Annotated in this window: 11 protein-coding genes; 3 read left to right on the forward strand and 8 right to left on the reverse strand. The window is 66.3% G+C overall.

What is annotated here, in order from left to right; genetic code table 11:
- Positions 1–144: 144 nt before the first annotated feature.
- The gene (locus VT03_RS03365; RefSeq protein ID WP_075091683.1) at positions 145–2,331 is read right to left on the reverse strand and encodes a hypothetical protein; all 2,187 of its coding nucleotides are present in this window, start codon (positions 2,329–2,331) and stop codon (positions 145–147) included.
- Positions 2,332–2,864: 533 nt separating this feature from the next.
- Here VT03_RS03365 and VT03_RS03370 point away from each other — a divergent pair.
- Positions 2,865–3,197: a hypothetical protein gene (locus VT03_RS03370; protein ID WP_075091684.1), complete on the forward strand. Its 333-nt coding sequence runs from the start codon at positions 2,865–2,867 to the stop codon at positions 3,195–3,197.
- Positions 3,198–3,248: 51 nt separating this feature from the next.
- Here the strand turns inward: VT03_RS03370 and VT03_RS03375 are convergent, their stop codons facing one another.
- Together VT03_RS03375 and VT03_RS03380 are read right to left on the reverse strand one after the other, a co-directional pair.
- Positions 3,249–5,021, reverse strand: coding sequence for a serine/threonine-protein kinase (locus tag VT03_RS03375; protein WP_075091685.1), 1,773 nt, complete (start codon positions 5,019–5,021; stop codon positions 3,249–3,251).
- A 578-nt stretch (positions 5,022–5,599) separates the two neighbouring features.
- Entirely contained in the window at positions 5,600–6,442 is an 843-nt protein-coding gene (locus VT03_RS03380; RefSeq protein ID WP_075091686.1) for a hypothetical protein, read from the reverse strand.
- Between the two features lie 396 nt (positions 6,443–6,838).
- Between VT03_RS03380 and VT03_RS03390 the strand changes: the two genes are divergently transcribed.
- Positions 6,839–7,633, forward strand: a complete 795-nt coding sequence (locus tag VT03_RS03390; RefSeq protein WP_075091688.1) for a hypothetical protein — start codon at positions 6,839–6,841, stop codon at positions 7,631–7,633.
- A gap of 347 nt (positions 7,634–7,980) precedes the next feature.
- Here VT03_RS03390 and VT03_RS03395 read toward each other — a convergent pair whose 3' ends face one another.
- The 4 genes from VT03_RS03395 to murC form a co-directional block, all read right to left on the reverse strand.
- Complete coding sequence (locus tag VT03_RS03395; RefSeq protein ID WP_075091689.1) at positions 7,981–8,916, reverse strand: cell division protein FtsQ/DivIB; 936 nt, start codon at positions 8,914–8,916, stop codon at positions 7,981–7,983.
- 91 nt (positions 8,917–9,007) lie between these two features.
- Positions 9,008–10,009 carry a D-alanine--D-alanine ligase gene (locus VT03_RS03400; RefSeq protein ID WP_075091690.1) on the reverse strand — a complete coding sequence of 334 codons (1,002 nt, stop codon included), beginning with the start codon at positions 10,007–10,009 and terminating at the stop codon, positions 9,008–9,010.
- A gap of 109 nt (positions 10,010–10,118) precedes the next feature.
- Complete coding sequence (gene murB, locus VT03_RS03405) at positions 10,119–10,997, reverse strand: UDP-N-acetylmuramate dehydrogenase (protein ID WP_075091691.1); 879 nt, start codon at positions 10,995–10,997, stop codon at positions 10,119–10,121.
- A complete protein-coding gene (gene murC / locus VT03_RS03410) occupies positions 10,957–12,453 on the reverse strand; it encodes a UDP-N-acetylmuramate--L-alanine ligase (RefSeq protein WP_075091692.1) in 1,497 nt (498 codons plus the stop codon). The genes murB and murC overlap by 41 nt, the downstream gene beginning before the upstream one ends.
- A 314-nt stretch (positions 12,454–12,767) precedes the next feature.
- On the opposite strand from murC, the gene VT03_RS03415 reads away from it, so the two are divergent.
- Entirely contained in the window at positions 12,768–13,790 is a 1,023-nt protein-coding gene (locus tag VT03_RS03415; RefSeq protein WP_075091693.1) for a dihydrodipicolinate synthase family protein, read from the forward strand.
- Positions 13,791–13,799: 9 nt separating this feature from the next.
- Here the strand turns inward: VT03_RS03415 and fabD are convergent, their stop codons facing one another.
- The gene (fabD, locus tag VT03_RS03420) at positions 13,800–14,711 is read right to left on the reverse strand and encodes an ACP S-malonyltransferase (protein ID WP_075091694.1); all 912 of its coding nucleotides are present in this window, start codon (positions 14,709–14,711) and stop codon (positions 13,800–13,802) included.
- Positions 14,712–14,753 lie beyond the last annotated feature (42 nt).

Genomic DNA, 14,753 nt, shown 5'->3' on the forward strand with positions numbered 1-14,753 from the left:
GGTCCGCCGAATCATAGAAAAAGCCCGAATCGGAACAGGTCCGATTCGGGCTTTTTTGAAAACTCGGTCGATCGGAGGTCACCCGCTCCCAGTCCCGCTGTCAGCCTTGAACTGACAACCGAAGACTGAGAACTGACCACTCCCTCACTTCATGCGAGCGGTGATCCAGCCCGCATCCGTGACGAGCGACTTGACGTTGAGGCGGAGCACCCGCTCCTTGCCCACGTCGAAGTTCCCCTTGAACTTCTGCGTCTTGAACGCGCTTTCGATGTTCTGACGCATGATGTTCGCCCGGGTGATCTGCATCCCCGGCTCGGCGACCCGCTGACCCGGGATCGGCTTGACGCTCACGCGGCCCCGCTCCATCAGGATCTCGTCCCCCTGAACGGAGAAGACGAGCGGGATGATGATGAGCTGCGGCGGAATGTCTTCCTGCCCTTCCCGGTGCATGCCGGTGCGGAGCTGCAGGTTGACTTCGCCATCTTCGATCTGGAACCGGATCGGGTCTTCCTTGTCGAAGATGAAGGTGATTTCCTGGCGGGCTTCTTCGGACGGGGCGGCCTTGGCCGGGAACTTGAACTTGTCGCCCAGGAGCTTCTTCATCCGCTCCTGGAGGCGCTCGCGGACCTGCGTTTCCGTCAGGGTCTGGCCGTGGAATCCAGCCCGGTCCATGCTGTTGTTGAGCAGGCTCTCGTGGGCCTGGACGAGCATTTCCGAGGCATCGGTCACGACGCCGGGAGCGGGGGCGTTGGCCGCCAGCTCATCCGGGTTCATGACGCGGGCCCGGAGCTCGATCTGCGTGTCGGTCGAGCTGAGCGACATCGCGTCCGGATAGACCCCCAGCTCGCGGAGCGGGCCGTAGAGGCGGGTTTCCAGCTCCATCGAAGCCCCGTTGAACTTGTCGGAGACCTCGGAGTTGAGACGCGGGCCGATCTGCTGCCGGATCTTGTCGGCGGCGAGGTAGTTCGCCTGGCCGCGGCGGGAGTTGGCGACGCTCAGGGCCTTGCTCTGGGCAAACCGCCGGACGATCGGAATCCAGTCCGCCTTGGTGCTCGCGCCGGTGAACTGCGTGTTCGCGGAGACGGAGACCGTCGCCGGGGACGAGAAGAAGTTGTGGCCGTCGGTCCAGATCCGCTTGTCGGCATGGAACCGGTGGTGTCCGACAGAGTAGACCGAGGCCTGATCGGTCGAGGCCGTGCTGTTGACCGAGACGTTGCCGTTGACCTGGAGCAGGAAGGCGGCGTTCGAGGCGTCCGGAATCACGTCGACGCTGACCGTCGTGTCGGTGCAGGAGTAGCCGGAGACGCTCGCCTCCATGACCCGGTCGTTGATCCACGACGCTTCGCGGCGGCTGTCCGAGAACATCCGCTGCAGGATCCCCTCGCCGGTAAAGACGCGGAGGTTGTAGTTGAAGTACGCGTCCCGCATGGCGTCCTGCAGCGTCGCCCCATCGGGCGACAGGGCCGATGCGGACTGGTAGGCGCTGCGGACCGCCTCGGTCGACGTGCTGGAGCGGACGGTCTCGAACTTCTCGAGGGCCGTCACCAGTTCGCCGAGGCGTTCGCGGTACGCCTTGCCGGCCTCTTCACCCGCCGGCAGTTCGGAGGCGCTCGCCAACCGGACCAGCGACGAGTTCAGGTTTACGAAAGCGTTCCGCCCCAGGAACTTCTGCTGATCGGGAGGAAGCGTTCCCCGGTTGCCGATCTTTCCGCTGACCCGCTTGACCATCTCGAGCTGAGGCGCCGGATCGTCGGCTCCCTGGGCGAGCTGCGTCAGGGCGTCCGCCTCGACGTAGGGAAGCCACTTCTCGCCGCCGGCGACCGACTTGAGGTCGCTGCGGAGGGCCGACAGCCGCTCGCCGAGCTCTTTCCGCGCGGCGGTCAGCTCATCGGACTTCTTCTTGGAGACGTCCTGCTGGGAGCTTTCGAGAACCGCTTCCGCGATCCGGATCCGCCGCTGGAGGCGGGCGTACAGCCGGCTGAGCGGCCCCTGGATGGAAGCGTACTTCCGGTCCTGGAGGGCAGTCTTCATCGTGGCGAGCTTGACCCGGAGTCCGTCCAGGGCCGCCTGCTGCTCGGTCGGAGTCGCGGCCCCGTAGAACTTTTCCACGCGGGCGGCGGCATCGGCGGCCCACTCCGCCCACGCTCCGTCCAGGCTTTCGAAATCGACGTCCGTCAGCCCTTCGGGAACCTCACCGGGGAACAGGGAGCCCCCCGCCGGCGGCTCGACGCCCCAGGTGCTGGTCCCGAGAAGCCCCAGGCACAGCAGCCCGGCGGCGATCCGCTTCTTCCAGGTTCGCTGCACTGATGGAAAGCTGATCGATCGTTGCATCACGCGCTCAGTCCTCGCGGTTCCCCGCAAAAGTTATCGACACTCGCCGGTGGAAGGTCGTTATGCGTCATGCAAAACCTGACTCACCTGCTTCAAGGCAATCGACAGAATCGTCACGGCAGGATCATCCCGCCTACTCGGCCCACCTTACCGCATCACCTCGGCGGCCACAACGGGCAGGGCGGCTGTTCAAGACCTTGAACGATTCGTTTTCCCCAATGTTTCTCCGGAAATGCGCTTGCCGAGCCCGCTTCGTATCGTCGGCGGAGCCGTGAAGCTTTCACGGTAACGAAAAACCTAGCGATCTTTCCGTTCTTGCCTGTTCTACCAACGTGTGGCCTAAAAGCTGCAATTTGGCATCACAGCTTGCAAGCAAGGCACTCGGGTGCCTCTCCGGGACTCGCGATCCCGGGGAACCGCCGTCCAAGCTTCAGAGTGGATCAGACTTTGGAGCGTCCGGCATTCGGATTCGGACGGTGGAGAACGCATGTCTCAAAAACTCTACAGACACCTTGGGAAAGGAACTTTCACTCATGCTGCGTACCCTCCTTCGCGATGAAGCTGGCTTCATCGTTTCGGCTGAACTCGTCCTCGTCGCCACCATCCTCGTGATCGGCATGATCGTCGGTCTGAGCGAAGTCCAGCACGCTGTCGTGCAGGAACTCAACGACGTTGGCGACGCCATCGGCAACCTGAACCAGAGCTACTACTTCGGCGGCTTCCTGGCTCAGAAGAACCAGGGCCCGGCCAACCAGGTCAAGGCCTACACCCGTGGATCGGTCTTCGCTGACACGGTCGACGAGTGCGACAACGATCAGTGCTCCATCGCCTGCGACGGCCCGGTTGCCGAAGCTCCGAAGCCCTAATCGGATCGCGTAAGTTGAGTCCTCTCAACGCCGCCGGTAACCCCGGCGGCGTTATTCTTTTTCCGGGGCCGCACCTGGCGCGCCGGATGGGGCATCGGGAGCCGAGGACTCCGATTCCGCCTGGGCCGGCTGGGGATCGGGCTCCCCCGAGTCCCCCTTCGTGGCAGCGGGCAAGGAGCGGGGCGGCTTCTGGGCCGTCGAATCGGGGAGTCGCCGGCGGGCTTCGTCGTCGTCCCGGTACAGTTCGCGGAGGCTCGCCTCCAGGCGGTCCGCTTCGACCGTCTTCCCTGCTTTTCGCAGTTCGGCGATCCGGGCCAGGGTCTGGCTCATGACCTCGAAGCCCTGCCCTTCCGGCTGGGCGTCGAGCTCCTCGACCATCGCGTCGACCATGCTGACGGTCGCTTCCGAGTCGGGTTGGCTCCGCAGGACGTCGGCCAACGAAATCAGGAGCCGGCGGGCCTTGGCGGTCTGCCCCATCTGGCGGTGGTGCATCGCCTGCGCGAGGAACCGCTCCAGCTCCGTCCGCGGGACTTTCTCCCCCTTCGCCCCCCGCCGGCCGAGGAACGATTTCCGGAAGTCGTAGAGAGCCAGTTTCCGCAGGTACGGCTCGATCTTCGGCTCCCAGGTGTCCGGGTCCTCCAGCATCAGGGGCTCGAAGACATCGCGGCGGGCTTCGTCCCACGCGGGACCGGCGGGCTGCGCCATGAGCTCCTCGCCGCGGGCAAACAGCTTTTCCGGCGACGGAGCGCGTCGCGACCACCACCACGACACCGAGCCGATGAGCATCAGGAGCATCAGCACCAGAACCCAGGTGTTGTCGAAGACCTTTTCCAGGGGACTCTGTTCGTGCTGCCGCGCGATCTCGCCGCGGATCAGGTCCCGCATCAGGGTTCCGCCGACGGGGCCGTGATCGAAGTCGCCGACCGCCGGGGCGGTTTCTTCGGTCCCCCGCGCGCCGTCGACATCGATCGTTCCCGAGTGGGCCAGGTCGACCTTCTTCGGGATCTCCTGCAGCCGCAGCGACAGGACGTAGGCGTCGGGAAAACGGTCTTTCGGCTCCTTCGCGAGGCACTGGCAGACGAGCGAATCGAGCCAGTGGGGGATGTCCGGGACGATCCGCCGCGGACTGTCGAAGCGGCCGAACTTGTGCTTCTGGACGATGTCGAGGGCGCTCTTCCCGGTGAACGGCGGCCGGCCGGTCAGCATCACGTACATGACCGCGCCGAGCGAGTAGATGTCGCTCTGCTTGGTGACCCGCTTCCCCTGGGCCTGCTCGGCAGACATGTACTCCGCGGTGCCGATCACGCCGCCGGTCATCGTGACCTTGGAGGCGGCGAAGACCTGAGCCACGCCGAAGTCGGTCAGCTTGATGAGACCGGCCTCGTCGATGAGCAGGTTCGAGGGCTTCAGGTCGCGGTGGATGATCCCTGAGTTGTGGGCCGACTTGAGGGCCCGGCAGATCTGGACCGCGTAGTCGATGACCGTTCGCCAGGGGATCCGCTTTTCGCGGTAGAGTTTTTCCGCGAGCGTTTCGCCCGCGACGTACTCCATGGCGTAGAAGTAGGTTCCTTCCCACTCGCCGCTCTCGTAGATCTCGACGACGTTCTCACCGCGGACCATCCGCATGGCGTCGATCTCGCGGCTGAAGCGGATGACGAGCCCTGGCTCGAGAGCCATCTGGGGCGGCAGCATTTTGACGGCCGCCTCCCGTCCGGTGGTTTCATGGACGCCCAGGAAGACCTGCCCCATCCCGCCGGCCCCCAGCAGTCGTTCGATGCGGTAAGGGCCGATCCGCTCCGGCGGGGCCGGAACCTGCGTTGTCATGAGATTCCCCGTGGGCGACCGGGAAGGGGGCGGGACGTGCGCGGCCTCCCGGCCGCGACAGGCTCCCTTCGAATGGATTCTCGGGAGGATACCGCCGGGGCCGCGGCAGCGTTAACGTCCCGCGCCGGGGAGTTGTGGTGCGGGGGTATTGGTCGGTGAGGGCGAGGGAGCGGAAACGTCTTGTCCTGCTGGCTCGAAAGATGTCCTTGCCGGCACGGCGATGCCTGCTCAAACCCAATGTGCCACGGCCACTGGGGTCAAGGGGGTCTCACCCCCTTGCCGCCGGAGGCACTTCCATGAGGAACCGTGGGACACAACGGATGACCGCTTTGTGGAACCAGCGATGAAAACTCCCTCACAACTCACCGCTCGCTTTGCAATTCCCACGGGTTGGCGAGGGGGCATACGGCACGGTGTCCGCGCTTGGACACACACTCCTTCAGAAGTCTCTCGACGAGACAAGCCTCCGGCGGGCAAAGGGGCGTTGCCCCTCTGCACTCCCCACCAGGGTGCCCCTGGACCCGGCTGGGCGCAATGCCTAAACACCATCGAGCGAACGCTCCCGGCGGGGCCGCAACCTACCGTCCGGACCGCATCGCCTCCGGCCGGCCCGGACGAACGGGGACCGTCTCCTCAAAACCCGTCGGAAGAATGTTCTGCTCGTCCACCCGCTCAAACACCATCGCCGCGGGAATCGGCGGGAGGATCTTCGAAAGCGCCACCTCGTGCGCCGCGATCGCTTCCCGGCTGCTGACGGGGACAGCCGCCACGATCCGCAGGAATTCACACAGCGCCACGGTCTGCTCCAGCGCACTCCAGTGCGCCTCCGTCTGGGTCCGCCAGTGAGCCGGCGCAACCGAGACAGTCGCCGCCTGCCGCTCGATCGCCTCCAGTTTCCGCAGCAGAATCTCGATCCGGGCCTCGGCCCGCGCAATCTCCCTCGTAACGTCGACGTCCGCTTCCAGTTGCGAAGCCGCCCACGCCATGCTGATCCGCGACAGAAGCGACGCAAAGTCCTCGGCCCCAACTCCGGCATCCTGCAGCGCGGCCGCCGTCCGGGAGCCGTGTTTCCACGAGGCGGCGATCCGGGCCGGTTCAAGTCCTTCCCGGATACTGGACCGCCATCGCGCGAGGTTCTCCCGGGCCGCGCGATCGTGCGACAGTTCCGTGACCGTGCGGTCTTCCGGCTCGGGGGGTCGCGAACCAGGGAGGCGCTCGACAATCTGCAGGAACGCGGCGACTTCGCTCGAATTCAGAGGCTCGGAAATCGCCTTGGCGTTGACCAGCCCGGCCGATTCCGACGTTGCGGCAGGAGGCGAGGGGGGAGCCTCCGAACAGCCGCACAGCAGCAGAAGGCTGAGAACACCCGCCTTCGTCGCCGTCACCGCCGCAGTCGCCACTGCCCGCGCATCGAACTGCATGCGTCCCTCCCTGGACCAAAGGGGTCATTCCGGTTCCACCGTCGATGCCGACTCTAGCGCGAAGTCCGCGGCAGGGTCAAGGGCCGGCGGCCTGCTCCGGTGGAACGCCTTGCACCGACACGTATTCCACATGCCCCCCTGCAACCGGCGAATCGTGCAAACCTTTCCCAGCGTGTCCTTTCCGCTCGCCTCCCCGCCGTTTGGGCCGCCGGAGCGGTCGAATCCGTAGAAGGGCTCCTGGGGCGTGAGTAGGATCATCCGCCCTTCACCGCCCCGTAACGCGATCTTCCTTTTGCGGCGACGCAATCCGGGAGCGATCGCGCGGGCCGAACCGGCGCGGGACAGGTTTGCGCTTCCCCGCCCCTATGGTTCTCTGCACAAAGGTCATCCGTCGATATGGTCCACGCTGTCGTTTCCGAGTCCGATCTCATTTCCCGCGCCCAGACCGCGCTCAGCGAGTGCAACTGGATCGTTGGAGAGTGCGCCGCGCAGTGGACGCAGCGTTACGCCCGCGGCCGGACCGACGCCGATTTCGGCGGTCTGATCGGACTCAGCGGCGATCAGGTCTACCAGCGACGGCGGGTCTGGGAGACGTTTGCCGACGTCCATAGCGAGTACAGCAAGCTGAAGTGGTCGCACTTCTATGCCGCGCTGACGTGGGATGACGCCTCGGAGTGCCTGCAGTGGGCCAACGAGAACGACGCGACCATCAATGAGATGAAGGCGTGGCGCCGGGCTCAGCATGGGGAGAACCTGGCGGAGCCGGCCGAGGACCTCGATCTTCCGCCGTTCGACCCGGTCAATGAGTACCTGACCGTGGAGCCGGGGGTGGTTCAGGAGCCTTCGATGGCGGGCGGTGGCAACCGGTTCCCGCGGGGCGAGGTGGCTGAGGGGACCGAGCGTCCGATTACGGCCGCCGGCTTTGCGCGGGAATCGTCGGAAGGGGAGTATGCCCCTTTCGGCAAGGGGGCTCGTGGGGGTGCTCCGGGTGGCGAAGACGGCGGGAGCAGCAGCCGGGCGGCGGCTTCGGTCGAGCAGATTGTGAAGCGGGTCGTTTCGGCGATTGAGAAGTGCGATGCCGCGATTTCGCCGGCGGTGATTGAGGAATTTGGGGCGTTGTCGATCACGCTGCAGCAGCGGTTGATCAATGCGGTGGACAACCTCGCCGCGAAGGTCGCCGGACTGCGGTAAAGCTGATCATTGCGGGAGCCGCGCCCTGGCCGGCGCGGTTCCCATAGCTCAAACCCAACGTGCCACGGCAGCCTGGGGTCAAGGGGGCCACGCCCCCTTGCCGCCGGAGGCATTTTCGTCCCGGAACCGTGGGACACGACGGATGTCCCCGTTGTGGGACAAGCGTTGAGGACTCCCTCACTCAAGAACGCTTTCGTCGCATTGCCCATTGATTGGTGAGGGGGCATCCGACACGGTGTCCGCGCTCGGACACGTTCTGCTTTCAACGATGTTCGACGAGACGGGCCTCCGGCGGGCAAGGGGATGTGATCCCCTTGCATCCCCCACCAGGGTTCCCCTGGACCGGGTTAACGGTAGAGCTTGCTGTCGAGGGGGTAGAGCGAGATTGCCTCAAAACCCCGAATGTCGATGTCGTACGGACCCTGCGGCTTGTCGAACGATCCATACGTCGCCAGATAATGCTGCAGCCGCCCGATCTTCTGATCGAACGTCGGCTCCAGATCATCCGCACCGGGGGCCTTCCCCCACTGAATCCGCGACCCGGCCGAGGTCAACAGCTCAAAGCTGATCTGATCCACCGCGGCCCCCGACACCGGCTTCCCTCCCCGCGGACCGGCAATCCCCACCAGCCCGAACCGCTTCCAGATCCGCTCCCGGTCCCCTCCCGGCGTCAGCCGGTCCGCAATCTTCGCTCCCCCTTTGACGACCGCATCCTCCCACACCAGCCCCGCCTGCCTGGGAGGCGCGGAGCTCACATTGCGGATGTGCGGAAACGCCTCCGCGTCCTGCGGCGAAAAGTCCTTCGGAGGCAGCAGGACTCCATCGGCATCGACGGGATACAGTCCCGACGACGCTTCAATGAACGCCACCGGCTTGCGGTACGAGAGATCCGCGCTGATCGTGCCGTTCCGGTTCACCGAGACCCGGTTGACCCGGTCGACCCAGGGATGCTTCTGCAGCTCACGGGCGACCGTCTCCGCCGTCTCCGGCTCCAGGAGCGAGAGCAGCGGATCCCGCCCCTCGAACGACTCCTGGACGACATCGGCGGGAATCCACTCATGCCCGCCGGGGACCGCGATCGAACGCGAATCGACACGGTATTCGGGCCGCCCCTTCAGGTTCGGAATCAGCCGTGGGGCGTAGGGGGCAAAGACCCCGATGAACAGCAGGATCGAGAGCGTCAGCAGGATCCGGGGACGCAGCAGCCCGACCAGAATTGAAGGGGACGGCTTGGACGGGGCCGTCGTGACGCGGGGAGTCGAAGAAGGCCGCTTTCCGGGCATGGGATCAGTCGGGCGCAGGGTCGTGCCGCCGCCATGCGAGAATGCTCCTGCTTCTCATCTCGGCTGACCCGCCGCCGAACTTTGCTCCGCTCTAGCCCGCCCGCCGATCCGCTACATCCGGCCACCGGTCGTAGGGAGAAGACACAATCTGCGGGACCGGATTTCCCTGCAGGGCGAGGCGCATCGTCTCTTCGCACAGGGTCCCGAGCGTCCACCCCGCCCGCTCCGCCGCCTTGGGGACGAGGCTGTGATCGGTGAGCCCGGGGACTGTATTGACCTCGAGCACGAACGGTTGACTGGACCGGTCCACCCGGATGTCGACCCGCGACAGCCCGATGACGCCGAGCGAACCGGCGGCGCGGGCCGCGAGAGCGGCGATCCGGTCCCGTTCGCCGGACGTGACGCCGCCGTCGAAGTCGTACCCGGTCGTCTCCCGGCCGTACTTGTCGTCGAAATCGAAGATCTGGCCCGGAACGGTGACCTTCAGCGGCGGCAACGGGCGGTCGTCGAGCAGGCCGACGGTCCACTCGGTCCCGACGATGGCCTGTTCGATCAGCACCACGGGGCCGAACGAGAACGCCCGCTCGCAGGCGGCGATCAACCCGTCCGCCGCGGCCACGAACGAAACCCCCAGGCTCGATCCCTCCTGGTCCGGCTTCACCACCAGCGGAAAGCCCACGGACTCGGCGAGCGACCGGAGTTCCTCACGCGAGCGCGACGCCTGGACGACGAGGCCGCGGGGAGTCGAGATCTCGTGGTTTCGAAACTCTGCCTTGGCGGCCGACTTGCTGAAGGCGAGCCGCGATGCCGCCGGGCCGCTTCCAGTATAGGGAATCCCCCGACGTTCGAGGATCTTCTGGACCTGCCCGTCTTCGCCGAATCGACCGTGCAGGGCGATGAAGGCGAAATCGCCAAGCTGCCAGCGGAACCTTTCGACCGACTCTTCCAGCGGGTCCAGCGGACGAACGGCATACCCGAGCGATGCGAGGGCACACGTCACGGCCCGTCCGCTCCTCAGGCTGATCTCCCGCTCGGACGAGCCTCCGCCGAGCAGCACGACGATCCGGCGGACCCCAGCGACCAGTTCCCGCATGGCGCGACCTCCCTGTCCTACGGTTGTCAGCGGAAAGCGATTCCCCCGTGCGGCGAGGCACTCCGGCCGCCCGCAACGAGGGATCCGACTCGACCCGAAGGCCGGCCTCTCACCACACCTGGATTTCCAGCTCGAGATCGACGCCGTACTTCTCCGCGACCGTCGTCCGGATCAGGTCGATCAGCGTCAGGACGTCCGCCGAGCGGACCCCGACGTCGGTCACGATGAAGTTCGCGTGGCGATCGCTCACTTCGCACTTCCCGACGCGAGTCCCCTTGAGACCCGCCTGCTCGATCAGGGCTCCCGCGCTCTGGCCGCGGGGATTCTTGAAGATGCACCCGGCCGACTGGAACGAGAGGGGCTGCGCCGCCTTCTTCAGGACCCAGGTCTTCTTCATCCGCTGGGCGATCTCGTCCGCATTCTCCGGCTTGAGATCGAACTCCACCGACAGAATCGCGAGTTCGTTGAGGCTGCTGGACCGGTAGGCGAAGGAAAGCTCGTCCTCCTCGCGGACGACGATGTCTCCCTGGGCGGTCAGCACCGTCACGCGGGTGACGTGTTCGCCGATCTCGCCGGTCCGGCCGCCGGAGTTGCCGCGGACCGCTCCGCCGACGGTCCCGGGGATCCCGACCAGCGACTCCAGTCCCGCCAGGCCCGCTTCCGCGGCCCGGGTAACGACATGCGACAGGAGGGCTCCGGCCCCCGCCTTGAGCCGCTCCCCTTCGATGGTGACTTCGGCAAAGGCCGGGGCGGAAAGGCGGATCACCGCCCCCGGCACCCCTTCGTCACGGACGAGGATGTTCGATCCCCCGCCGAGGACGCGGATCGGCAGTCCGGCGGCGTGACAGGCGGACGCGACCCCCTTCAGCTCGTCGACGCTCCGCGGCTCGAAGAAGAGCTGGGCCGGTCCCCCCACCTTCATCCAGGTGTGCGGGGCCAGCGGCTCGTCACGCCGCGTGATTTCGTTGAAGTCGTCGAGAGAGGGCATGACACACGCGTTCAATGTTTCCGGCCCCGGCGACAAGAAACACGTCCCCCGGGCGGGCGTCAGTCTCTAATGCCGCCGAGACATGGTCAAGGCTTGGTACGAATCGGGCCGGAACCCCCTCCCGGGTGATTTCGTCCGCCAGCGATCGCGACACCGTGACATGCTCCGATCCGTAGACTTCCCGAGCCCCGAAGACCGGGCAGATCAGGACGTCATTCGCGTCGGCGAAGGCAGAGGCGAACTCGTCAAACAGGGCTCGCGTGCGGGACAGCTGATGCGGCTGGAACGCGCATCGGATTCGCCGGTCGCCATAGGCCTCCCGCACGGCTCGCAGCGTGGCGCGGATTTCCGTCGGGTGGTGGGCATAATCGTCGATAACGGTCACGCCGCGGAACTGGCCGACGACTTCCAGCCGCCGCCGCAGTCCCGTGAACGACTCCAGCCCGGCCAGGATGGCGTCGGTCGGAACGTCGAGAACATCGCACACCGCCGCGGCGGCCGCCGCGTTGCCGATCTGGTGACCTCCGAGGTGCGGCCAGCGGACCGCCCCCATCCGTGATCCATCGTGAAACAGGTCGAAAGCGACCTCGCCGCCGCCCTGGCTCCGCATCGACGCCGACCATCCGGAGGTGGCGGGCTCCGGCGAGTACCAAGCGATGCGGCCGTTGCAGCTTCGCGCAAGCTCCGGGGCCTCGGGAGACCGGCGGTTGAGGACCAGGGTCCCCTCGCGGGGGATCCGGACCGCAAACTGGCGGTAGGCCTCGACCATCTCGTCGACCGTCGCATAGCAGTCGAAATGATCGGGCTCGATGTTCAGGATCACGCCGACCTGCGGCGAGAGGTGGAGGAAGTGCCGCCGGTATTCGCAGCTCTCGACGACGAGCGGCCCGCTCCCGCCCCGGCCGTTACGGGCGGCGCCGATCGCTTCCGCCCCGCAGAAGACCGAGGGATCGCGACCAGCGGCCTCCAGGATCGAGGCGATCATCGCGGTGGTCGAGCTCTTGCCGTGCGTCCCGGCGACCGAGATCCCGACACGGCCGCGCATCAGCGTTCCGAGGGCCTCGGGATAAGAGAGTGTGCGGATACCCCGGCGACGGGCTTCCTGGAGTTCCGGATGCTCGTCCGGAACAGCTGCGCTGTGGATCACTGCGGAGACGGGTTCGGAGAGGTTCTCGACCCCTTGCCGCGCCGTGGCCGAGATCCCGTGACCGGAGAAGTGGCTCCGCAGGTCGGGAGTCAGGGCGGTGTCGGATCCTGAGACGCAGCAGCCGGAATCCGCCAGCCACTCCGCGAGGGCCTTCATCCCGGCGCCGGCCACGCCAACGAGATGCACCCGGTCGAACGGGACCGGGACGGAAAGAGGGGCGGAACCCGCCCGAGTCCTGAAAGCAGGGGAGAGCGCCGGGGCGCCGATGCTGTCGCCGGAATGTTCGTCCATGATTTCCTGTTCACGCATCGGCCAGTCCGTTGGCCGATGGGCGGAACGTACCGCGATCGCGGCCCGGCGGGAAAGGCGAATCCGTCCGGTCCTCCGGCCTGCATCGTCCTCCTCCCGAAGATCGAACAGTGTCTTAACATGCGATCTGGAGCGGTTTTGCGGGGCGAGCCACCGGTTTCCCCCGGTTGATTCGCCGTAGGAATCCGGCTCCCCGTGTGGCGAAGAGGGGCGGACGGTCGACATACTGAAATGACTCGATGTGTCGTCCCGTGCGACGGACGCCCGCCCGACCCCCGCAACCGCCCCGGTTGCCCCAGCCCTCCAAGTCTTCCATGGCCCAGCGACTCCAAGGCATTTTCACCCCCAACCTGGTCCCGTACGACAGCCAGGGGGACATCAACGAGCCGGAGTTCCGTCGGTACATCGACTGGCTGATCTCGCGTGGGGTTCATGGCCTCTATCCGAACGGGTCGACCGGAGAATTCACGCGGTTCACCCCGGAAGAGCGGCGGCGGATCCTGGCGATCGTCGCCGACCAGGTCCGCGGGCGGGTTCCGATCCTCGCCGGGGCTGCGGAGGCGAACGTCAAGGAGACGCTGAAGGCGTGCGAGTACGCCTATTCGCTCGGCATCCGCGCCGTCGCGATCGTTTCCCCCTTCTATTACAAGCTCAGCCCGGCGTCGGTGTGCGCGTACTTCCGGGAGATCGGCCGGAACACGCCGATCGACGTGACGCTCTACAACATCCCGATGTTCGCCAGCCCGATCGACGTCCCCACGGTGCAGCGGCTGAGCGAGGAGTGCGACAAGATCGTCGGGATCAAGGACTCCTCCGGCGAGCTGCCGCACATGATCCGGATGATCAAGGCGGTCCGGCCGAACCGTCCCGAGTTCTCGTTCCTGACCGGCTGGGACGCGGCCCTGATGCCGATGCTGCTCGTCGGCTGCGACGGTGGAACGAACGCTTCGAGCGGTGTCGTTCCCGAGCTGACGCGGCGGCTGTATGACCTCACCATGGCCCGGAAGATCGACGAGGCCCGCGAGCTGCAGTACGACCTCGTGACGCTGTTCGACACGATGATCTACCAGGCGGAGTTCCCGGACGGCTTCCGCGCGGCAGTGAACCTCCGCGGGTTCCAGATGGGCCAGGGGCGGCAGCCGCTGTCCGAGAAGCAGCAGACCGACCTCACGACGCTCAGCCGGACGCTGCAGTGCCTGCTGTCGTCGCAGGGCTTCACCGATCAGCCGATCGGCGGCTGCCCGGTCGATGGGGCCTCGAAGCCGGTCGGACAGGACGTGACGGTGATCGTCCAGACCGTCGTGGCGGAGCTGAAGCGCCGCGGACTGATGTCCTGAGCCGCCGACTTACTGCGAGTCGTTGATGACCGTGCAGGGGGTCTTGCGGCTGATCCGCTTCATGAGCCCCGTCAGCACGCGGCCGGGACCGATCTCGTAGAACTCGGTGATGCCGGCGTCGAGCATCGACTTCACGCAGTCCTCCCATCGGACGGGGCTGACCACCTGCCGGACGAGAACCTCCTTGATCTCCTGCGGGTCGGTGTGGGACTTCGCGTCGACGTTCGAGACGACCGGAATCCGCGGGGAGGAGAGGTTCGCCGGAGCGAGAGCCTGACGGAGCCGCTCGTCCGCCGGCTTCATGATGTCCGTGTGGAAGGCCCCGGCGACGGCGAGCGGAACGACGCGGGCGTTGGCCGCCTCGGCGAGATCGATCGCCTTTTCGATGGAGGCGTTCACACCGGAGACCACGAGGTTTCCGGGGCAGAGATAGTTGGCGATCTCGAGCGTTCCGGTCCTGGCCGCTTCGTCACGAATCTGCTGCACCTGCTCCAGGCTGAGCATGAGGATGCTGGCCATTCCCGAGGGAGTGGCGTCCGCTGCATCCTGCATCGCCCGTCCGCGGGCCTGGACGACGCGGAGGCCGTCTTCGAACGACATCGCGCCGGCGAAGACGAGGGCCGTGTATTCGCCGAGGCTCAGGCCGGCGCTCATCTCGCACCGCTCCGCGAGACCGGGCTGATCCGCCTTCAGCTTCTCGAGGCAGGCGAGGCTCGTCACGAAGATCGCCGGCTGGCTGACCGCGGTCGAGTCGAGCTCGGCCGACGGCCCCTCGAAGCAGAGCTGCTTGAGGTCGTAACCGAGGATCGCATTGGCCCGGTCGAAGAGTTCCGCCGCCGCGGGGCAGGACTCCGCGATCTTCTTCCCCATGCCGATGTGCTGGGCTCCCTGGCCGGGGAACATGAACGCGACTCGTTCCATGACTTCACTCCTGTTCGCGACTTCTGGCGGAACGATGGTGTA

The sequence above is a fragment of the Planctomyces sp. SH-PL14 genome, from assembly GCF_001610835.1.
Classification (GTDB): Bacteria; Planctomycetota; Planctomycetia; order Planctomycetales; family Planctomycetaceae; genus Planctomyces_A.